The sequence below is a fragment of the Frigoribacterium sp. VKM Ac-1396 genome, from assembly GCF_015350895.1.
Taxonomy (GTDB): Bacteria; Actinomycetota; Actinomycetes; order Actinomycetales; family Microbacteriaceae; genus Frigoribacterium.
The window spans coordinates 1,490,881-1,509,797 of sequence record NZ_JADKSD010000001.1 but is presented as its reverse complement, the minus strand read 5'-3'; the positions used below and the strand labels follow the sequence as shown (position 1 = coordinate 1,509,797).

General features: G+C 72.6%; 18 protein-coding genes and 1 pseudogene. 7 read left to right on the top strand and 12 right to left on the bottom strand.

What is annotated here, in order from left to right; genetic code table 11:
* From ITJ55_RS07015 to ITJ55_RS07000, 4 genes and pseudogenes are all read left to right on the top strand, one after another.
* A pseudogene (locus tag ITJ55_RS07015) lies at positions 1-566 on the top strand (hypothetical protein); the annotation flags it as partial.
* Between the two features lie 256 nt (positions 567-822).
* The gene (locus ITJ55_RS07010) at positions 823-1,350 is read left to right on the top strand and encodes a hypothetical protein (RefSeq protein WP_194594651.1); all 528 of its coding nucleotides are present in this window, start codon (positions 823-825) and stop codon (positions 1,348-1,350) included.
* Positions 1,351-1,394: 44 nt separating this feature from the next.
* Positions 1,395-2,651: a DUF3500 domain-containing protein gene (locus ITJ55_RS07005; protein ID WP_194594650.1), complete on the top strand. Its 1,257-nt coding sequence runs from the start codon at positions 1,395-1,397 to the stop codon at positions 2,649-2,651.
* A gap of 103 nt (positions 2,652-2,754) precedes the next feature.
* On the top strand, positions 2,755-3,174 hold the full coding sequence (locus tag ITJ55_RS07000; RefSeq protein WP_194594649.1) for a hypothetical protein: 420 nt from the start codon (positions 2,755-2,757) through the stop codon (positions 3,172-3,174).
* 227 nt (positions 3,175-3,401) lie between these two features.
* On the opposite strand, the gene ITJ55_RS06995 is transcribed toward ITJ55_RS07000, so the two are convergent.
* From ITJ55_RS06995 to ITJ55_RS06970, 6 genes are all read right to left on the bottom strand, one after another.
* Positions 3,402-4,382 carry an alpha/beta hydrolase gene (locus ITJ55_RS06995; protein ID WP_194594648.1) on the bottom strand — a complete coding sequence of 327 codons (981 nt, stop codon included), beginning with the start codon at positions 4,380-4,382 and terminating at the stop codon, positions 3,402-3,404.
* Positions 4,375-5,877, bottom strand: a complete 1,503-nt coding sequence (locus tag ITJ55_RS06990; RefSeq protein ID WP_370544057.1) for an MFS transporter — start codon at positions 5,875-5,877, stop codon at positions 4,375-4,377. The genes ITJ55_RS06995 and ITJ55_RS06990 overlap by 8 nt, the downstream gene beginning before the upstream one ends.
* Before the next feature lie 203 nt (positions 5,878-6,080).
* Positions 6,081-6,746, bottom strand: coding sequence for a haloacid dehalogenase type II (locus ITJ55_RS06985; protein WP_194594647.1), 666 nt, complete (start codon positions 6,744-6,746; stop codon positions 6,081-6,083).
* 83 nt (positions 6,747-6,829) lie between these two features.
* Entirely contained in the window at positions 6,830-7,414 is a 585-nt protein-coding gene (sigK, locus tag ITJ55_RS06980; RefSeq protein WP_194594646.1) for an ECF RNA polymerase sigma factor SigK, read from the bottom strand.
* A 124-nt stretch (positions 7,415-7,538) separates the two neighbouring features.
* On the bottom strand, positions 7,539-7,799 hold the full coding sequence (locus ITJ55_RS06975; RefSeq protein WP_056261605.1) for a hypothetical protein: 261 nt from the start codon (positions 7,797-7,799) through the stop codon (positions 7,539-7,541).
* Positions 7,800-7,981: 182 nt separating this feature from the next.
* A complete protein-coding gene (locus tag ITJ55_RS06970; RefSeq protein WP_194594645.1) occupies positions 7,982-8,692 on the bottom strand; it encodes a hypothetical protein in 711 nt (236 codons plus the stop codon).
* 305 nt (positions 8,693-8,997) lie between these two features.
* Here ITJ55_RS06970 and ITJ55_RS06965 point away from each other — a divergent pair, with 305 nt between their 5' ends.
* Complete coding sequence (locus tag ITJ55_RS06965) at positions 8,998-9,270, top strand: hypothetical protein (protein ID WP_157490098.1); 273 nt, start codon at positions 8,998-9,000, stop codon at positions 9,268-9,270.
* 23 nt (positions 9,271-9,293) lie between these two features.
* On the top strand, positions 9,294-10,505 hold the full coding sequence (gene chrA / locus ITJ55_RS06960; protein WP_194594644.1) for a chromate efflux transporter: 1,212 nt from the start codon (positions 9,294-9,296) through the stop codon (positions 10,503-10,505).
* Positions 10,506-10,622: 117 nt separating this feature from the next.
* On the opposite strand, the gene ITJ55_RS06955 is transcribed toward chrA, so the two are convergent.
* The 5 genes from ITJ55_RS06955 to ITJ55_RS06935 form a co-directional block, all read right to left on the bottom strand.
* A complete protein-coding gene (locus ITJ55_RS06955) occupies positions 10,623-11,357 on the bottom strand; it encodes a GAF and ANTAR domain-containing protein (RefSeq protein ID WP_194594643.1) in 735 nt (244 codons plus the stop codon).
* A gap of 326 nt (positions 11,358-11,683) precedes the next feature.
* The gene (locus ITJ55_RS06950; protein ID WP_194594642.1) at positions 11,684-12,250 is read right to left on the bottom strand and encodes an ATP-binding cassette domain-containing protein; all 567 of its coding nucleotides are present in this window, start codon (positions 12,248-12,250) and stop codon (positions 11,684-11,686) included.
* 86 nt (positions 12,251-12,336) lie between these two features.
* Complete coding sequence (locus ITJ55_RS06945; RefSeq protein WP_194594641.1) at positions 12,337-13,239, bottom strand: ABC transporter ATP-binding protein; 903 nt, start codon at positions 13,237-13,239, stop codon at positions 12,337-12,339.
* Positions 13,236-16,487, bottom strand: coding sequence for an ABC transporter permease (locus ITJ55_RS06940; protein WP_194594640.1), 3,252 nt, complete (start codon positions 16,485-16,487; stop codon positions 13,236-13,238). The genes ITJ55_RS06945 and ITJ55_RS06940 overlap by 4 nt, the downstream gene beginning before the upstream one ends.
* Positions 16,488-16,612: 125 nt before the next feature.
* Positions 16,613-17,458 (bottom strand): helix-turn-helix domain-containing protein, encoded by an 846-nt coding sequence (locus ITJ55_RS06935; protein ID WP_194594639.1) that lies wholly within the window; start codon positions 17,456-17,458, stop codon positions 16,613-16,615.
* A gap of 131 nt (positions 17,459-17,589) precedes the next feature.
* Here ITJ55_RS06935 and ITJ55_RS06930 point away from each other — a divergent pair, with 131 nt between their 5' ends.
* Entirely contained in the window at positions 17,590-18,330 is a 741-nt protein-coding gene (locus tag ITJ55_RS06930; RefSeq protein ID WP_194594638.1) for an SDR family oxidoreductase, read from the top strand.
* Positions 18,331-18,486: 156 nt separating this feature from the next.
* Here ITJ55_RS06930 and ITJ55_RS06925 read toward each other — a convergent pair whose 3' ends face one another.
* Positions 18,487-18,828: a hypothetical protein gene (locus tag ITJ55_RS06925; protein WP_228497576.1), complete on the bottom strand. Its 342-nt coding sequence runs from the start codon at positions 18,826-18,828 to the stop codon at positions 18,487-18,489.
* Positions 18,829-18,917 lie beyond the last annotated feature (89 nt).

Genomic DNA, 18,917 nt, shown 5'->3' with positions numbered 1-18,917 from the left:
TCGCCACCCTCGACCACCTCGTCATCGACCGGCAGACGACCCAGATCACCAACGCGCCCGGCGTGACGATGCTGGTGAACTCCTACGACACCACGACCGACCTCGTGCTCGGCTTCCGATCCGAGCAGGAAATTCCTTACGACCACCACGACGTCGACCAGCAAAAGCGCATCCTTCGCGAGCATCTGCTGCAGGCTGGCGCACCGTTCTCAGGCCACGTCGACGAAGCGGTCAACGTCGACACCTTCTACTTCGACAAGCTCAGTCAGATCAAGATGCCGGCGTGGACGTCCGGACGCATCGCGCTCGTTGGCGACGCCGGCTACTGCGCATCACCTGCCGCGGGCATGGGTGGATCGCTCGCCATCATCGGCGCCACTGCCCTTCACGACGCCTTCCGAGCTGCTGACGGCGACGTCAAGCAGGCGTTCGTCGAGTACGAACGCGCACTCCAGCCGACAGTCGAGGAAATCCAGCACAACGCCGAACACTTCGGCGTCAGCAGCTACTTCCCCGCTACCGACGAACAGATCCGGTCCCGCAACAACATGCTGCTCGGGCACTGAACAACGAGTACTCCACGAAGGAGAACTCCGCGTCCACCAGCGACGCGGTACCCGATAGACGATCGTTCAGCGCACGGCCTCGAGTCGTCGCAGTGGGCTGGGCTGCCGGTCACAGAGCTGACTAGGCGGGGGTGTCAGGGCGTTGAGGTTGGTTGTCGGGGTCGTCTTCTTCATCGGCTGGAAAGACTTCGCGTAGGCCGACGAGATGGGCGTTGCGCCCCCACCACTGGCCACGGTCATCCCTCCGACTCGATAGATGGTCGTCCTGCTGGAGGATGTGCTCGACGAATGCTGTGGGAAGTCGGACGTCGTGGTTTCGGACGTAGTGGGCCAGGCCATCGGGCCAGAGGAAGGTACCGTCCGTGAGCTCGAGGTTCCCGTTCTTGGGATCGCCGCATATGCGACACCTCGACCGGCCCGTGTAAGCCCGGGCTACCAGACCGCGAGTGAGGTAGTCGACTACGGCAAATCGTTCATCTCGAGGTTGGTCATGGTCGACGAGGTCATGTGGGTCTGGGTAGTTGCTGTCGAATTTGCCCTGCTCGGCCCAGTACCCGATGAGGATGAAAGGTTCGGACGGGCCCGTCGGAACACATCTGGTCGCTTCGGGGCGAGTGCCGCCGACGTCGTCATGCTCCGTCGGCGAGTGCTCTTCCATGTTGGCAGCCTAGGTACAGCACGGGCAGTTGCGCCGATGCCGGTCCTCAGAGTCGCGATAGGGGATCGTCCATCGGGCGGCTCCACGACACGTGAAGCCGATCCAGCTCTCATCGCCGGCTCATAGAGGTCCCATCGGATCGACCAAGCCGGACTCCTTAGCTTGGCCCCATGACGAAGACCACGGACACGAACAAGCGCCCGCGCCGCCGCCAGGTCCTCCTCGGAACGAGCCTGTTCCTCGTGGGAGGTCTCATGCTGAGTGGCTGCGCCGCCGGCACCACCAGCTCTTCCTCGGCCACGACCGGGACGTCGACCTCGACCAGCGCCACCGGCGACGTGACTGTCGCACAGGCAGCGACCGAGGTCACCGAGTCCGACTCGAACACGACCGCCGACACCATCACGAACACCACCGAGGCGATCACCGCGTTCCTGGCCACGCTCTCCGACGAGCAGCGCGAAGCCGTCACGTACGACTACGACGACGAGACGAAGACGACCTCGTGGTCGAACTTCCCCACGACGTTCGTCGACCGAGCCGGACTCGACGTCGCGGACCTCACCGAGGAGCAGCAGGTCGCCGCCCTCCAGGTGATGGAGGCGCTGCTGAGCGACGACGCGTACGAGACCGTGTCGAACATCATCGCCAGCGACCAGTACCTCGCTGACAACAGCAGCAGCGACGTCGCCACCCTGGGTCAGTACTACATCGCCTTCTTCGGTGACGCTTCCGACACCAGCGCCTACGAGGTCCAGTTCGGCGGACACCACCTCGGCATCAACGCCACCCTCGACGGGACCGCCGACGCGATCACCTTCGCCCCGACGCACCTCGGCGTGCAGCCGGCTGACTGGACCACCGAGGACGGCACCGAGGTGCAGGCGTTCGACGGGATCTACACCGACGCGTTCGCGTTCTACGACTCCCTGACTGCCGAACAGCAGGAGATCCTGACCTCGGGCGAGGTGACGATGTGCGCCCCCGGTGACACCTGCGAGTTCACCACCGGTGCCGGCCTGTTGGGAGCCGACCTCACCGACGAGCAGCGCGAGCTGCTGCTCGACCTCATCGCGAACTGGTCGGGCATGGCCGACGAGGAGAGCGCCGCGACCACCCGTGCCGAGATCGAGGCGACCGTCGACGACACCGTGATCGCGTGGTCCGGCGAGACGACCTACGACATGACCCAGGGCGACGGCATCAACTTCTCCATCTCGGGCCCGAACGTCTACGTCGGGTTCCAGGCCCAGGACGGCTCCGCCGGTGCCGACATCGACGGCGTCGTGACCTCGGGTTGGGGCCACGTGCACACCATCTACCGCGACCCGAGCAACGACTACGCGAACAGCGTCGAGCAGCAGGCAGCGACCGGCATGGGCGGTGGCGGTGGCGCTCCCGCCGGTGGCGGCCCCGACGGCAACTAGCCGCCACACCCCACGGGAAGGCCACCAGCTCACGACCTGTGGCCTTCCCACCCGGGGCGAACGAGCCCCCACCGCACCGGCACCTGAAGGAGAAAGCGAACCCATGACGAACCACGATCCCAACCAGCCGCAGAACGCCGCACCGTTCCCGCCGGCCGTTCCGCCCGTCGACGCCTCGACCGCGCCCACCACCGCGACGGCTGCCGGACCGGCTGCCGCACCCGCCGTCGCACCCACGAGGTCGTTCTCCCGCCGAGTGCTGGCCATCGTCAGCGCCGCGGCCCTGGTGGTCGGACTCCTCGTCGGAGGAGGTGCCGGCATCGCCCTCGGCACGACTGTCTTCCGCGGCAACAGCAGCGGCACCGAGCAGGGCGGCTTCGATCGCAACGGCACGCGCCCGGACTTCGGCAACGGCGGGCCGCCCGACATGGGCACCGCTCCTGACAGCGCGACGCCTCCCGCCACGGACGACGACACGTCCACCGACGACTCCGGCTCGACCGGCAGCGACTCGTCGTCCTGACGCGTGGCGGCCCGGACATGACTCCTGAACTGCCGACCGTTCCGCGGGGCGCGACACCCCCGGCGCTGCGGGACGTTCGGACCGGAGCTGTTCTCAGTCCTGAGGACGCGGCGGCCCGGATCAGCGCCTACGTCTACGGGAACATGGTCGTCCTGGCCGCCCTCGCCTCCCTCAGCCAAGACGCGATGACCTCGGGGCGACCTCAGATGCCCGCCCCCGGGATGCCGTCAGGGTGTGGGGTCGAGGAGGCGCCCGGTCCAGTCGCGTAGGGCGGTGACGGCCCGGCGCGACAGGGTCGCTCCCGGCATCATGCTCGCCGACCCGTGGAACGCCCCCGGCCACACGTGCAGCTCCGCCTGCACGCCGGCCGCCCAGAGCGCGCTGGCGTAGGCGACGGTCTCGTCGCGGAACACCTCGGCGCTGCCGCAGTCGACGTACGCCGGCGGCAGGCCGGCCAGGTCGGTCGCGCGGCCGGGGGCCGCGTAGATCGACATCTCGTCACCGCCGCGACGGTCGCCGAGGTAGGCGTCCCAGCCGAACCGGGTCATCTCACGGTCGGCGACACCCACCCCGTCGAACTGTCGGGCCGAGAGCGTCGCGTCGCGGTCGTCGAGCATGGGGCTGACGAGCACCTGCCCGGCGACGGCCGGCCCCTGTCGGTCGCGGGCGAGGAGCGCCGTGCCCGCGGCGAGCCCTGCCCCGGCGCTCTGGCCGACCAGGACGATCCGCTCGGGGTCGACGCCGAGCTCGTCGGCGTGCCCGGCGACCCAGACGAGGCCGGCGTAGCAGTCCTCGACCGGGTACGGGTCGGGGTGCTCCGGGGCGAGCCGGTAGTCGGGGCTGACGAGGACGACGTCGTGCACGAGCAACCAGTCGTCGTACGAGTCGAGGTTGCCGAGGTGGTGGCCGAACATCATGCCGCCGCCGTGGATCGCGTAGGCACAGGCGGCCGTCCCGGTGCGCCCGATGCGCTGGACCACCGCGAGGTCGATCGGGTCGCCGAGGTGCCCGGGCACGGTGATGCTGCGCCTCTCGAGACCGCGGGCGCGCAGTCCTTCGTCGAGCTGCGCCTCCGTCATGTCCAGCTGTCGCATCTGCGGCAGCATCGCGGTCTCGAGGCGGAAGCGGCCGTGGGCGTCCATCGCCTCGACGAAGGGCGCGAACTCGGGGTCGAACGGCGGGCGGGGCAGGGCAGTGGTGTCAGGCACGAGAGGACTCCTGGGTGGTGGGGGTGAGAGTGGTCGAGGGTGCAGGTGCGGCGGTTCGTGCGCGGAGCATCCCGACCACGACGAGCACGGCGGCGACGGCGGCGAGGCCGAGCCCGGCGACCGTGAGGGCGTCCTCGAAGCGCGCGAGCCGGGCGGCCGTCCACGGGGTGGTCGTGATGCTGCCGGTGACGAACGCCGCGACGACCGTGCCCGCGGCGGCGACGGCGGCCCCGCCCGCGAGCTCGCTCGAGGTGTCGACGAGGGCCGCGCCGACCGAGGTGCGGTCGGCGGGGAGGCCCGTGAGCACGGAGGCTCCGGCCACGACGCCGACCACGCGCATGCCGGCGGCGACGAGCACGAGAGCGACGAGCACCCAGACGTACCCGTGACGGCTCAGGGCGCCGAACACCGCAAGGCCCGACACGACCGCGGCCGCGCTGACCCACGCCGCCCGGCCGAGGCCGACCCGCTGTACGAACGGCCCCACGAGGCGACCCCCGGCCAGCAGCACGACGACCTGCGGCAGCGTTCCGACGGCGGCGATGGCCGGCGGCCAGCCCCAGGCGAACTGCAGCTGCAGCGTCACGAGGTACGACAGCCCGGCGACGGCGAGGCCCGACGCGGCCTTGAACGCGAGGCCGCTCGACACCAGGGGGCGGGCGAGCAGGTGCAGGTCGACCACCGGGTGCCGCGCCGTCCGCAGGCGCACGACGAACCCGACCCCGCATGCGACGGTCAGTCCGACGGCGGCCCACCCCCACGAGGAGGCGGTGGCCGGCTCGACGAGGACGGTCGGCGTCACGAGCAGTCCGGTCACGGTCGCGGTGCCCAGCAGCGCGCCGCCCACGTCGACGGGGTCCGCCCGCAGCCCGGCGGCGTCGTCCCGGGCGACGCCGCACCGGATGCCGACGAACGCCAGCACCGCGATCGGCACGTCGGCCAGCAGCAGCACCTGCCACGGCGCGACGGCGAGCACGAACCCGCCGACGGTCGGGCCGACGGCGAGGCCGACGAGCCCCGCGGTCGAGATGACCGTGAGGGCCCGGACGCGAAGGCCCTCGTCGTCGAACAGCCGGAACGCCAACGCCATCGACCCTGGGGTGGTCATCGCGGCGGCGACGCCCGTCAGCACGCGGACGGTGACGAGCTGCTCGGTCGTCGTGACCGCCACGGTGGCGAGGCTCGCCACGGCCAGCAGCGCGAGGCCCGCGAGCATGACGCGGCGGCGCCCCACCCGGTCGGCGACGGCGCCGAACAGCAGCATGAGTCCGCCGAAGGCGACCGCGTAGGCGCCCGACACCCACTGCAGGCCGGTCGTCGACGAGCCCAGCTCGCGGCCGATCGTCGGCAGGGCGACGTTCAGCACCGAGGTGTCGAGCATTTCGAACAGGAACACCGCGGACAACCCGGTCAGGGCGATCCACGCGTCGGACAACCGAGGAGGCGCGTCGCCGGCACTCAGGCGAGGGCGGGTGAGAGAGGGGCTGGGCGGCACGGGACGCACTCCTTCGAGGGAAGAAGTGGCGACTCGTTCGATGCCGCGTGCGGGTGCGTCGCAGAGCGCGACGCCTTTTACCTCAGTGATGAGCACGATACACGGGCCACCGCGGAAGGAGAACTCCGACATTGGTACCACATGTGCCCGACAGGGGCGGGCAACGCCCCTCTGGAACGGATGGAGGCGCCTGGCCGTCGGCGTCAGAAGTGGCTGGCGATCTCGTCGACGCCGGACACGGTGAGGGTGGGTGGTGAGAAGTGGGCGGGGTGGTCCCGTCCGGATCGGTTGATCCAGATCGTGGAGAGACCGGCGCCGGCTGCACCGTGGACGTCCCACGGGTGGACGGCGGCGAGGTAGACGGGACCAGCGCCTCCGATGCGTTCGCGGGCGTCCAGGTACGCGGATCGGGCGGGTTTCCAGGGCGTGTGGCCGTCGACCGTCAGCAGCTGCTCGATGGTGTCTCGGGCGCCGGCTTCGTCGAGCAGCCTCTCGGCTGTGGCGGTGGGGCCGTTGGACAGGGTGAACAAGCGGTGCCCAGCCGTGTGGAGCGCCCGCAGCCCGTCGGCGACGTCGGGATGCGGTGGCACGTGGGCGAACGCGGTCATGACGGTCTCCACACCCCTGTCGAGGTCCACGGGCGGTAGCCACGCCGTGAGCAGGTCGCGGGCGTCGTCCGAGGCGATGTCGTGGAACGAGGCATCGCTGCCGGCCGTCGTGAGGGCGAAACCGTCTCGGAGGACACAGGCGAACCATGTCGCGGCCAGCTCTCGGCCCGCCCCGAGGTGCTCGAACGCGTCGGCCACGGGGCTGAGGTCCGAGAGGGTCTCGTTGACGTCGAAGATGATGGTCACGGGCTGCCGGGTCATCTCACCACTGTGCTCTGATCTCTCGGATGCTCGGCTCGGAAGCGGGTTCCGCGGCGTCGACGTGACCGGATGCCTTCGGTCGGTCAGGCCGCTTCGGCTTCGGCGATCACGCGTCGGAGGGTGATCAGGGCGTCGCGGACGCGAGTCTTCATCGTCCCGATGGCGACGCCGGCCTCGCGGGCAGCCTCGCTGTGGCTCAGCCCGCCGAAGTACACCAGCTCGAGGGCCTGCTGCTGCAGGTCGGTCAGGGTGCGCATGGCCCTCGTCACCCGCTCGTGCTCGACCCGCGTCTCGGCGATCTCCGCCACGTCGTCCCGTGCGTCGTCGAACTCCCTGGCACCGACCGCGAGGTCGCGGTCACGTGCGGACTGGGAGGCGCGCACCCGGTCGACGGCGCGGCGGTGCGCCATCGTGAGCAGCCACGACGACGCCTTGCCCCGCGCGGGGTCGAAGCGAGCGGCGGTCTGCCACGCTTCGAGGAAGATCTCTTGCGTGACCTCCTCGGACTGCGCCGGGTCGACCAGGATGCGCCGGACCAGCCCCAGGACCCGCGCAGCCGTGCTGTCGTAGAAGAGCGCGAAGGCTTGCTGGTTGCCTTCGGCGACGAGGACGAGGAGGTCGTCGTCGGAGCGTTCGACGCCCCAGGGCGGAGCGGGTGCGAGAGGCATGACGTCCAGTCCGGGTGGCTCGGTGGTCGGGGTCGTGTGCCACGACGACACCCCGTGGACTCTATGCGTCTCGAACGGACGTGACGACCCCAGAACGGGGCGCACGTTTCGTCTGCGGCGGTCCTCAGCCGCGGCGCAGGAGGTGTTGGGTGACGGCACCTTGCCACGAGTGCCCGTAGCGGGTCGTCCCGGCCGCCGTGCGGACGACGAAACGACCGGTGCGGTAGGCGAGGCGTCCGTGGCTGACGAGTTGCTCGCCGATCCTCTCGGCGATGGCCCAGGTGTCCGGCGACTCGAAGCTGATCGCGACCGGGAAGCGAGATCGCGGCAGGTGCACCTCGACGGGTGCTGCGCCAGCGTGGATCGGGAGCTGCCCCAGGAGCATGGTGGGCGTCGTGGATGACGTGAGGTGCGACACAGAGGTGGTCCGTTCGTCTGTCGGTAGGCCTGTTCAGGCAGAGGAAAACCCCCTCCTGCACGGGTGCAGGAGGGGGCCCACCGGGATCACCAGCCCTCGAGGCGGAGATGAGGGCTGGTGCGTCGTCACGGAGACGACCCGGTCGGGTGCTACTCCGTGGCGGCGGTGATCTTCGCGACGCCGACGAGCATCTCGTCCTGGACGGCGTCGGTGTTGAAGGTCTGGTTCAGCAGGGCTGCGGCGTCGGGGCTGATGTGGACGGTGGTGCCCTCGAGGACGGCGTTGGTGCCTTCCATCTGGATGGGCTTGAGGGTGCCGCCCCAGAGGTTGAACAGGTAGGCGTCTTCGGCGGCGACCTGGCCGTTGGCGGTGACGGTGCCGTAGAGCTTGCTCTCGCCCGGGTCGATGCGGAAGTCGGTCAGTTCGACGACGGTGTCACCGGCGGTCAGCGACAGGCCGGAGCCGTCGTGGTCGATCTCGCCCTGGACGTAGGGTCGGACGTCGCCGTTGGGGTCGTAGTAGTCGACGTTGCCGCCGGTGATCGGGAACGCGAACGTGCCCGTGGCCGAGTCGAACGTGGCCGAGCCGACGACACCGGGGGTGAGACCCAGCGACGTGAGGGCTTCGACGAAGGATGCGTCGACGGTGACCTGGGTGTCGACACCGTTGCTGAGGTCCGCGATCGAGGCCAGGGGGGTGGCCTCGGCGCTGGGCTCGGAGGAGGCCGACGCGGACGAGGACGAGGTGTCGGTCGACGAACCGGAGTCCATCGAGCACGCGGCGAGGCTGAAGACGAGGGCGCCCGAGGCGACCAGGCCCAGCGTGGCCTTGGTGACGTTCTTGCGGGTGAAGGCGTTCATGGTGGTGCTCCTTGTCGTTGGTCCCGGTGGGGATGTACAGGGTTCGCCACCGTCCCCGAAAAGGATTGGAACGCATCGACTTCGTTACCCCGCCGTGACCTCTGAGGGTTCGTCGACTGGCTGGGCCGGGGCTCCGTCGGCAACCCCTCCCGGTCGCCGACGGGCCTCGACGGGCGACCACCGCTGAGGCGACCACGAGCTCTCCGATTCTTCGACGGGAAATCGACCACCGGGCCCCGGATCATCTGGGGTGCTCGTCTCCCTGCGTGTTCGCGTTGTTCACCTGGCCGGGGTATCAAGTGCGCATGACGAAGAAGATCGACACGGCCGCACGGGATCTCATCCGGGCCATCGAGAAGCACGCTCAGTTGTCGGGCCTGAAGCCGGTGCCGCCGAAGAAGGTGGCACGAGCCGCCGTCGAGCTCCGCGGGGCCACGGCGGCGTACACCGCGGTGGTGGAGGAACGCACCGGCCAGGTCAACCCGTTCATCGACGTCCTCGACGCGGGCACGGTCGACTCTCTCGTCCGAGAGCGGGACCGGCTCGCCAAGAAGGCGCGCAAGGCCGAGAAGTCCTAGCTCGGCGGGGACTCGGTCGACGCATGAGCTCGGCTCGCAGTGCTCCAGTGGGCCTCGCACGTGTCGGTGAGGTGGCCCGGACCTTCGGCGTTCTCGGCCTGACGTCGTTCGGGGGACCGGTGGCGCACCTCGGCTACTTCCGCTCGGCGGTGGTCGAGCGCCGGCGCTGGCTCGGCGACCGTGCCTACGGCGACCTCGTCGCCCTCGCGCAGTTCCTGCCCGGGCCGGCGTCGAGTCAGGTCGGTCTCGCGCTCGGCCTCGTGCGCGCCGGCCCGATCGGGGCCCTCGTGGCGTTCGTCGCCTTCACGCTGCCGTCGGCGCTGCTCCTCTTCGTCCTCGCGGTCGGGGTGGGCCGTGTCGACGGGCCCGTCGGCGGCTCCCTGATCGCGGGTCTCGGCATCGGAGCGGTCGCGGTGGTCGCGCACGCGGTGACCGGGCTGGCACGGTCGCTGGCACCCGACGCGGTCCGCGCCTCCGTGGCGGTCGGCGCCGTCGTGCTGACGCTCGGCCTGCCGGGAGCGGTCGGTCAGCTGTCGGCCATCGCACTCGGGGCCCTGGCGGGGCTGGCCTTCTCGCGCCCTGCCGCCGCCGAACGGCACGAGCCGCTGCGGTTCCCGGTACGGCGGGGAGTCGGGGTCGCCTGCCTCGCCGCCTTCGCCACGCTGCTCGTCGGCCTTCCCCTCCTGAGCCGAGCCACGGGGTCGGAGGCGGTGGCGCTCGTCGACGTCTTCTACCGAGCGGGAGCCCTCGTGCTCGGCGGGGGCCACGTGGTGTTGCCGCTGCTGCACACGGGCCTCGTCGAGCCCGGGTACGTGAGCGACGAGGCATTCCTCACGGGTTACGGCCTGGCGCAGGCCGTGCCCGGGCCCCTGTTCACGGTCGCGAGCTACCTCGGTGCCGTCACCGACCTCGGCCCCGGAGGCGCGCTCGGGTCGTTCCTGGCCACTCTCGCGATCTTCACGCCCGGGTTCCTGTTGCTGATCGGCGTCGCGCCGTTCTGGAACGTCGTCGGGTCGCGCGTCGGCGTGCGAGCCGCGATGCGCGGGGCGAACGCCGCCGTGGTCGGGCTGTTGACGGCCGCGCTGTTCGACCTCGTCGCCACGACCGAGGTCGTCAGCCCGGGGCCCTTCTGCCTCGCCCTCGTCTGCTTCGTGCTGCTGACGGCCTGGCGGGCACCCGCTTGGGCGGTCGTGGGCGTCGCAGCCCTCGGCGGTCTCGTGCTCCGACTGGCCTGACCCGAGCGGCCGGAGCACGCCCGTGACCGCGTCACCCTCGCTCACCTCGTGTTCGGGCCGTCGTCGATCCGAGCCCGCCAGGCGGTCGGGCTCGAGGTCGGCAGGCCCCGGCGGGCCTCACGTCTCGTCCGTGGCCGCCGACCGCAGGCTGATGCGTCCCGCCAGCACGCCGAGGGCGACCTCGGTCAGGGGCAGGCGGTTGCGGCGCGCGTGATCGCGCAGCAGGCCGAAGGCCACGTCGGTGTCGACGTCGTCGCGGTTCGCGAGCCAGCCCTTGGCCTGCTCGATCACGGTGCGACTGTCGAGTGCCGCCTGCAACTGCGCTCGGGTGCTCGCCCCGTCGTCGAGCACGCGCTGCTGCAGGATGCCGATGGTGGCGATGTCGGCCAGCGCCCGCGCCGAGGCCAGGTCCTCGGGGGCGAGCGTCCCGGCGGTCTCGCCGAACAGGTTCAGCGACCCGATGACCTCGTCGCGCAGGCGCAGGGGCACCGAGTGCACCGAGGCGTAGCCGGCGTCGACCGCGACGCGGCTGAAGTGCGGCCAGCGGTCCACCGCCGCGGCCACGTCGGGCACGGCCACGACCTCGCCGGTCCGGGCCGCCTCGAGGCACGGCCCCTCACCTGTCTCGACCTGCAGCAGCTCGAGCAGGCCGGCGTGGTGTCCGGTCGACGCGGCGACCTGCAGGTCGCCTGACCGCCCGAAGAGCATCAGGCCCGCGGCGTGGGCGTCGAAGAGCGCGACGGACTCGTCGACCAGGACCTGGAGGCGGTCGTCGCGGTCCGTAGGACCGGTCGCGTTGCCCGCCAGGCGGACGATGGCGTGCAGCAGGCGTCGTTCACGGTGGGCGGCCACGGGGGACTCCTGAATTCGATGATCCGAAGTGGCCGGTCGTGCCCTGCTCCAGCGGAGGAAGTCCGCGTGCATGGAGCATAGACGCCGACGCTGGAGCGGTGCGCCGAGCCGTCGGAGCCGATCGTGAACGGTGTGATTCGTTGAACGGCGTGCGGCCTCGACCCCGGGCGTCAGAGGTGTCCCGGTAGACGAGGGTCAGCAGGGCGCGCCCGGAGCTGCGGGGAAGTGGCTAGCCTCCGCCCGCGTCTGGTCGCGGCGGATTCGCGGAGGTCTTCCTGGCGTTCGTCCTCGTCACCCTGATCGCCGGGCCCTGGGCGTGTTCCGTCTCAGCCCACGGTGACGCCGACGACGTCGGCCCGCTCGAGGGCAGGGAACGAGCCCGCGCCGATCACCGCCGAGCCGTCGCGGCGGGCGGCGTCGACGACGGCCCCGACGACGGCAGCGCTGCCCGGGTCGAGCTCGCTCGTGGGGTCGTCGAGGCAGAGCACGGCGGGTCGCGTGACCAGTGCTCGCGCCACCGCGACGCGCTGCTGCTGTCCGCCCGAGAGCTGCTCGAGCAGGTTGTGCCAGCTCGCCTCGGGCACGCCGAGGTCACCGAGCAACCCCTCGATCTCGGTCCACGACCCGAGCGCGCCGGGGGAGCGGGCCAGCAGCGGCAGGGCGACGTTCTCGGCCGCCGTGAGCGAGCCCAGCAGGTCGTGCTGCCGCGTCACGAGGCCGACGTCGGCGCGGTCGCCGAACACGACCCTGCCCGCCACGGGCACGTCGAGCCCGGCCACGACGCGCAGGACCGCGGACGGCACGCCGTCGGGGTCGCCGAGCAGCACGACCGCTCCACCGCGGGACACGTCGAGGTCGATCGGGGCCGAGGGCGAGCCGTCGGGGCGACGCACGACGAGACCGACGAGACGGAGCGCAGGGGAGCCGACCGGCGCCTCCTCGGCTGGAGGCCCGGGAGGGCGTTCCGCAGTGGAATCGCTCACGATCGCGCCCCGTCCCCGGTCGGGCTCTCGCCGCCGGCTCCGACCCCGGAGCCCGTGCCGGCCTCGACCCCGGAGCCCGCGTCGACCCGTCGCACGCGCAGCTCGCCGGGCGCCACCTCCTCGACCGAGACGAGGGCCCCGTCCGACCACTCGGCGCGCAGCTCCTGCGGCAGCTGCAGCGAGCCGTCCGTGCCGACGACCGACCAGCGTCCCTCGGCGGTCGCCTCCTCGCCGACGCGTCCGTCGCGCAGGTGCACCATGCGCTGCATCCGGGCGGCGACGGCGTCGTCGTGCGAGACGACGAGCACGGCGGTGCCGGCCTCGTCGGTCGTCTCGACGAGCAGGTCGAGCAGGGCGTCGCGGGCCTCGGGCCCGAGCCTGCTCGTGGGCTCGTCGGCGAGCAGCAGCCGGGGACGCGGCGCGAGGGCGACGGCGAGGGCGACCACCTGCTGTTCGGTCGGCGTGAGCTGCCCGACGGGCCGCCTGTCGCCGACGAGCCCGGCCGCGCGCAGCACCCGGCGTCCGATGCGCAGGTCGTCGCGCTCCCGGCTGCCGACGGCCCACGCGACGTTGCCCACGGCGTCGTCGTGCAGGAGGAGGTTGGCCGGTGCGCCCTGCATCATCAGACCCAACGTGCCGCGCCGCAGTCGGGCGATCGTGCTCGGGCGGGCCGTCGCGAGATCGGTCCCGAACACCTCGGCCCTGCCGGCCGACGGCCGGGTGACGCCGGCGACGATCGAGAGCAGGGTCGACTTGCCCGAGCCCGACGGGCCGAGCACGGCGACGCGCTGCCCGGCGGGCACGACGAGGTCGACGCCGCGCAGGGCGGCCACGTCCGTCCCGGCCTCGCGGTAGACGTGCACGAGGCCGCGGCAGAGCAGGGCGAGGTCGTCGTTCATCGGGGTGCCCTCTCGTCGTGCTTGTGCTCGTGCTCGTGCTCGTGTCCGTGTCCGTATCCGTGTCCGTGCTCGTGCCCGAACCCGGCCCGCTCGACGGCCGCGTCGCGCGCGGTCCGACCAGCCGGGCCCCCGCGCTCCGCCTGTGCCGTGACGCGGCCGACCTCGACCCGCCCGGCGACCCCGGCCACGCCCGCGACGAGCGCCAGCGTGCCGACGACGAGCAGCACGAGCGGCCCCCACGACGGCACGAGGTCGGGCGGCGGCGTCCGCCCCGACCCGACGACGAGCGGCAGCCGTGACACCGTCAGCAGGTACGCGACGAGCCCGGCCGCCCCGCCGAGCACCGTCCCGACCGCGGGCGGCAGGAACACCTCGAGCGCCGCCGCACGCCGCAGCCGCCGATGCGGCACCCCGGCCGACTCGAGCGCCGCCCGGTCGCCCCGGCGCGACGGTGCCGACACGACGCGGGCGGCCACGGTCGCGGCGAGCGTCAGCAGCAGGGCGGCGGCTCCCACGACGAGGGCCAACGAGGAGGCGCGGGTCGGCGACGCGTGCCGGTAGCCGTCCGTCACCTGCTGCAGTGTCCTGGTGCCGACCACCTCGACGCCCTGGTCGGACAGGGCCGAGACGACCCGCGCCTCCTCGGCGGTCGTCATCGGCGCGAGCCACACCTCGTGCTCGGCCTCGGACGCGCCGGGGTCGCTCACGCGGTCGAGCAGGGGCAGGTCGACGAGGACGCCCGCGCCGCCGATGCGCGGCAGGATGCGGGCGTCGTCCACCTGCGCGAGCAGGCGAGACGTCAGGTCGGGGGCGATGCCGACCAGGCCGCCCTCCACTCCGGCGAACGGGGTCGTCGCGGTGCCGTCGGCGACGACGACCGGCAGCGGCTCGGGCGCGTCGAGCGGCGCGATCGACGCCGTGTTGCCGCCCTGCTGGTCGAGGAACGCCAAGGCCAGCCCGGGCACCGCGCCGCCACGGTCGAGCGCGTCGGTGATCACCGTCGTCGCCGGACGGGTGGGGTCGACGGCCTCGCCGACGCGGTCGCGCCACCGGTCGGTGGCGAGCCAGTCCGCGGTGTCGGCCGGCGCCTCCTGATCGGTCGAGATGCCGGTCACGGTGAGCGAGACGCCGAAGGTCGGGGTCGTCGCGCGAGAGCTGGTGAGGCCGAGCCAGACGACCCGGCAGCCGGCCTCGCACGGGAACCGGCCCGGCACGCTCGTCAGCGTGCCGTCTCGGGGGTCGCCGAGGTCGACCGTGTGCCAGCCGTCGGCCGCCTGCACCACCACGCGGAGCGACACGTCGGCGAGGTCGGTCGGGAACCCCTCGACGGTGAGGCCCTTCGGCGCGATCGTCGCCACGTCGGCGACGTCGAGCGACAGACTCGAGCCGGTCAACACGAACGAGTCGCCGACCGGCGGGGCGAGCAGCTCGGCCAGGCGGCCCGGACTGCCGGCGGAGCTCCAGCCGGCCGACCAGGCCGACACGGCGCCGAGGCGTCCGGTGTCGACGGCGACGATGCGGCCGACGCCCTCGCCGCGGCGGAGCACGTCGACGGCCATCGCCCGGTGGCCGTCCGGGTCCGCGGCGCGGACCGCGTCGACGAAGTCCACGTCGTCGCGGACGCCCACGCTCAGCACGGTGGAGGCCCCGACGGAGGCCCGGGCCCGGTCGACCTGCAGCCGGTCGGCCGTCACGGCGACCTGGCCGGCCCACCCCGTCACGGCCACGCCGAGGCAGACGAGCACGGCCGCGGTGAGCACCGACGGCGTCCGGCCGAGCCGTCGGGTGACGAGCAGCGCGCCGAGCGAGCGGGGCGGTCGACGGGCCGATCGGTCCGCGAGCAGTGCCACGAGCCGAAGGGCACCGACGCCGACGAGCACAGCGACCAGGCTGGGCGCGAGCAGCGCGATGCCCGGGCCGGTGGCCTCGCCTTGCGTGACGAGCGCGACGAGCACGGTCACGGTGACGAGCGCGAGGCCGGCCTGCACGACGAGGCCGAGCCGCCCGAGCCGCCTCGGGTCGGCCGACCCCCCGAGGAGCTGGTCGAGGGGCACCCGCGCCGAGCGCAGGCTCGCCACGCCCAGGGCGGCGAGCGACCCCACGAGCGCCAGGGAGGCGGCGCCCACGACGAGAGGGCTGGTCGGCTCCACGCGCACCTCGTCGCCCAGCCAGGCCCGGGCCGCGACGGCGGCCGAGCCCCAGCCGGCCAGCGCCCCGAGCACGGCGCCGAGCACGACGGCCAGGGCGGGCTCGGTGAAGACGGTGGCGAGCCAGCGGCCCCGCGTCAGGCCGCGCAACCGCGCGAGGCCCCACTCGGCCGAACGGACGCGTGCGAGACGCTGGACGACGAGCGCGACCGCGAACCAGGCGAGCGCGAGGGCCTGCAGGGCCGTCGCCGCGGCGATGACGGCGGCCGCGTCGGCCTGACGATCGACGGCGCCGAGCACGCCGAACAGCCCCGTGCGCAGCTGGGCCCTGGCGGCCGCGCCGTCGTCGCCGAGCGTCGCGTCCTCGAGCGCGTCGGCGTCGGCGCGTGCCCGGGCGACGTCGTCGAGGGCGAGCGGCCGTGACGGGACCAGGGCGGCGTAGACCTTGGCGTTCAGCAGCAGGGCGTCGAAGCCGTCCGACGTCACCACGAGGTCGTCGGCGCTCGGGACGTCGACCCGGACGGCGCGTGAGGGCGCGGCGAAGAACCGGCCGTCGGCCTGCGTCGGGTCGTAGCGCCCGCTGACGGTGAGCTCGACCCGGTCGCCGTCCGTGACGACCACGAGGACGTCGCCGACGGCCACTCCGTCGACGGCGGACGACACCATCACCTGGTCGCTCGCGGCGGGGCAGACGCCCTCGTCGAGCACGGTGTCGCCGCAGTCGTCGCGGAGGAGGCTCGCGACCCGGGCGCCGCCCGTCACGTCCCCGTCGTCCGCCGACGTCCAGAGCACGTCGGCGGCCGACTCCGCCGCCACGACGGGGGCACGCCACACGGGGCCCGCGTCGACCGACTCGACGATGTCGCGCGCGTTCGACACGCCCACGAGGGTCGAGTCGCCGTAGAGGTCCGAGACGACGACGAGGCTCAGGTCGTCGACGTGCGAGAGGGCGGTCGCCTCGGCGAGGCCCTGCTGCTGCACGGCCCGGAGCAGCATCGGCGCGAGCACCGAGATCAGCACGGCCAGGGCCGAGAGCACGACGAGGGAGGCGGCGCCCGCCGGGCGGCGGCGCACGCTCGTGACCCAGGCGGGACGAGCCATCGGCACCTCCTCGTGCTGTCGCGGACGAGGCGACCCTACCGGCGATCGGTGCGGAGGCTGCAGCTTTCGCGGCCCGCGCCGAGGGGTCCGCCGAGGAGGCCCGTCGAGAGGCGCGTGCCGGGTCGCTAGCTGCGCGCGTCGACGGCGGACGTCGGCGTCCCGGCGTCCCAGGTCGTGAGGAGGCGGAGCGCGTCGGCGCTGTCGCCGTGGGCGTCGGGGTAGTAGATCACCAGGACGACCTCACCGACGGGCAGCTTCTCACGGTGCAGCTCGAGCGGGCCGACCCGTGGGTGGTCGATCGTCACGGTGCCCCCTTCGAGAGCCCGGACGTCGTGTCGAGCCCAGAGGGTCCGGAAACGGGCGCTGGCCAGCGACAGCTCGCCGACGAGTTCGACCGCGCGGGGGTCGGCCGCGTCGTGACCGAGGGTTCGGCGGGCGACTCCGACGAACGACTCCACCGCCGCCTCCCAGTCTCGGTGGAACGAGCGCTCCTCCGGGTCGAGCAGCAGCGACCGCAGGCGGTTCTCGCCGACGACCAACCGCGGCGACAACGCCACCGCGGCGTCGTTCGAGGCGAGGACGTCGAAGTGCCGACCCTCGACGAACGCCGGGACGTCGAGGGCGGCGAGGAGGTGGTGCAGCCGCTCGGGCACGCGCTCGGCCGTCCGGGCGCGCCTGGCGCGAGGGCGTGGCGTCGTGAGGTCGCGGAGCCAGGCCGTCTCGACGTCGTCCAGCTGCAGCACGCGGGCCAGCGCGTCGAGCACCTGCGAGGAGGGGTTGTCGTCGCGGCCGCGTTCGAGCCGAAGGTAGTAGTCGGCGCTGATGCCCGCGAGCAGGGCGACCTCCTCGCGGCGGAGCCCCGGCACCCGGCGACGCGTCCCGGCCGGCAGGCCCACTCGCTCGGGCGAGACGAGGGCGCGCCTGGCCTGCAGGTACTCGCCGAGGGCGTTCGCCCGGGTGTCAGGGTCCATGGGCCCGACGATACCCAGTGGCCGTCGATGGAGCGGGGGTCCCGTCACTCCCCGGATCAGCCGGGCTCTGCCTGTCCGGACCGGCAGGGGCGAGGGTCGTCTCGTACCCGAACCGAACAGGAAGAGACACCATGGACATCACCCACCGCACCGTCCTCGTCGTCGGCGGCACCTCCGGCATCGGCCTCGGCCTCGCCCGGCGCTTCGCCGCCGCCGGCAGCACCGTCGTCGTCGGCGGCCGCGACACCGGCAAGGTCGACGACCTCGAGACCGTCCGCATCGACGTCACCGACGCCGCATCCGTCATCCGGGCCAGGGACGAGGTCCTGGAGGCGCATCCCGGCCTCGACACGGTGGTCACCATGTCCGGCGTCCTGCTCCAGGAGGACCTCCGCGACCCCGCCCACTTCGCCGCCGCCGAGACGACCGTCGCCGTCAACCTGCTCGGCACGATCCGCGTCGTGGACGCGTTCACCCCGCACCTCATCGGTCGCGGGGGCGGACACGTCGTCACGGTCTCGTCGGGCATCGCCTTCCTGCCGTTCCCTCTGATGCCGTCCTACGGCGCGTCGAAGGCGGGCGTCCACGCGTACACCGAGTCGCTCCGGGCCCAGCTCGCCGGCACGGGCGTCGACGTGAGCGAACTCGTCCCGCCGGCCGTCGCGACGGCCGGCCAGGAGAAGGTCAACCCGGCGGCCCTCCCGCTCGACGCCTACCTCGACGAGGTCGTCGACCTCCTGAGCCAGGACCCGACCCCGGACGAGGTCGTCGTCCAGGCCGCACAGCGGCTGCGCTGGGCCGAACGTGACGGCACCTACGCCGACCTCCTCGCGGCACGATCGCGAGCGCTCGGCGCCCTGCCCGGCCGGTGATCCGAGAGGTGCCCGTCAGATCACCGAGGGGCCCCGACGGGCGAGGACTGCTGAGACGACCACGAGCGTGATCGCCGCAGCCCAGGCAGCGAGCATGCGGCCAGGCCGGTGAGGCCCGTGTCCGAGGTGGTGGACGGTGTCGGGGGACGGAGTCGCCTACCGTCTCACGGTGACGACGAAGGTTCGGCCTCGGTTCTGGACCAGCTCACCCGTCCAGGGTGCTTCGAGGTGGCCGTCGTCGTCTTCGTCCAGGCCGCGGAGCGCTCGACCGTTCGGGATGCGCAGGACGGGCCGAGCGGAACCGTCCTCCGCCACGGAGACGATGTCGACGACCCGCCCACGGACCCAGGTCTCGACACGGGAGGCGTGGTGGGTCGCGAACACGCGCACACGACCGTCAGGGTCTTGCCAGCGCGTGCACGCCAGGTCGACCCGATCACCCCGCTCGATGGTCTCGCCGCAGCACATGTGGTCCAGGACGTCGACTTCGACGGTCACGTTCACCAGCTGGCCCTCCTGCCCTCGACTCGAACCGGTTCTCATGATGCCCGCAGGCCCTGATCACGTCCGCAGTCCATCTCCCCGGC

Coding starts and splice junctions, on each gene's coding strand:
- ITJ55_RS07010 (WP_194594651.1), top strand. CDS start 823: ATGGTCGTCCTGCTGGAGGATGTGCTCGACGAATGCTGTGGGAAGTCG.
- ITJ55_RS07005 (WP_194594650.1), top strand. CDS start 1,395: ATGACGAAGACCACGGACACGAACAAGCGCCCGCGCCGCCGCCAGGTC.
- ITJ55_RS07000 (WP_194594649.1), top strand. CDS start 2,755: ATGACGAACCACGATCCCAACCAGCCGCAGAACGCCGCACCGTTCCCG.
- ITJ55_RS06985 (WP_194594647.1), bottom strand. CDS start 6,746: ATGACCCGGCAGCCCGTGACCATCATCTTCGACGTCAACGAGACCCTC.
- sigK (WP_194594646.1), bottom strand. CDS start 7,414: ATGCCTCTCGCACCCGCTCCGCCCTGGGGCGTCGAACGCTCCGACGAC.
- ITJ55_RS06975 (WP_056261605.1), bottom strand. CDS start 7,799: ATGCTCCTGGGGCAGCTCCCGATCCACGCTGGCGCAGCACCCGTCGAG.
- ITJ55_RS06970 (WP_194594645.1), bottom strand. CDS start 8,692: ATGAACGCCTTCACCCGCAAGAACGTCACCAAGGCCACGCTGGGCCTG.
- ITJ55_RS06965 (WP_157490098.1), top strand. CDS start 8,998: ATGACGAAGAAGATCGACACGGCCGCACGGGATCTCATCCGGGCCATC.
- chrA (WP_194594644.1), top strand. CDS start 9,294: ATGAGCTCGGCTCGCAGTGCTCCAGTGGGCCTCGCACGTGTCGGTGAG.
- ITJ55_RS06945 (WP_194594641.1), bottom strand. CDS start 13,239: ATGAACGACGACCTCGCCCTGCTCTGCCGCGGCCTCGTGCACGTCTAC.
- ITJ55_RS06940 (WP_194594640.1), bottom strand. CDS start 16,487: ATGGCTCGTCCCGCCTGGGTCACGAGCGTGCGCCGCCGCCCGGCGGGC.
- ITJ55_RS06935 (WP_194594639.1), bottom strand. CDS start 17,458: ATGGACCCTGACACCCGGGCGAACGCCCTCGGCGAGTACCTGCAGGCC.
- ITJ55_RS06930 (WP_194594638.1), top strand. CDS start 17,590: ATGGACATCACCCACCGCACCGTCCTCGTCGTCGGCGGCACCTCCGGC.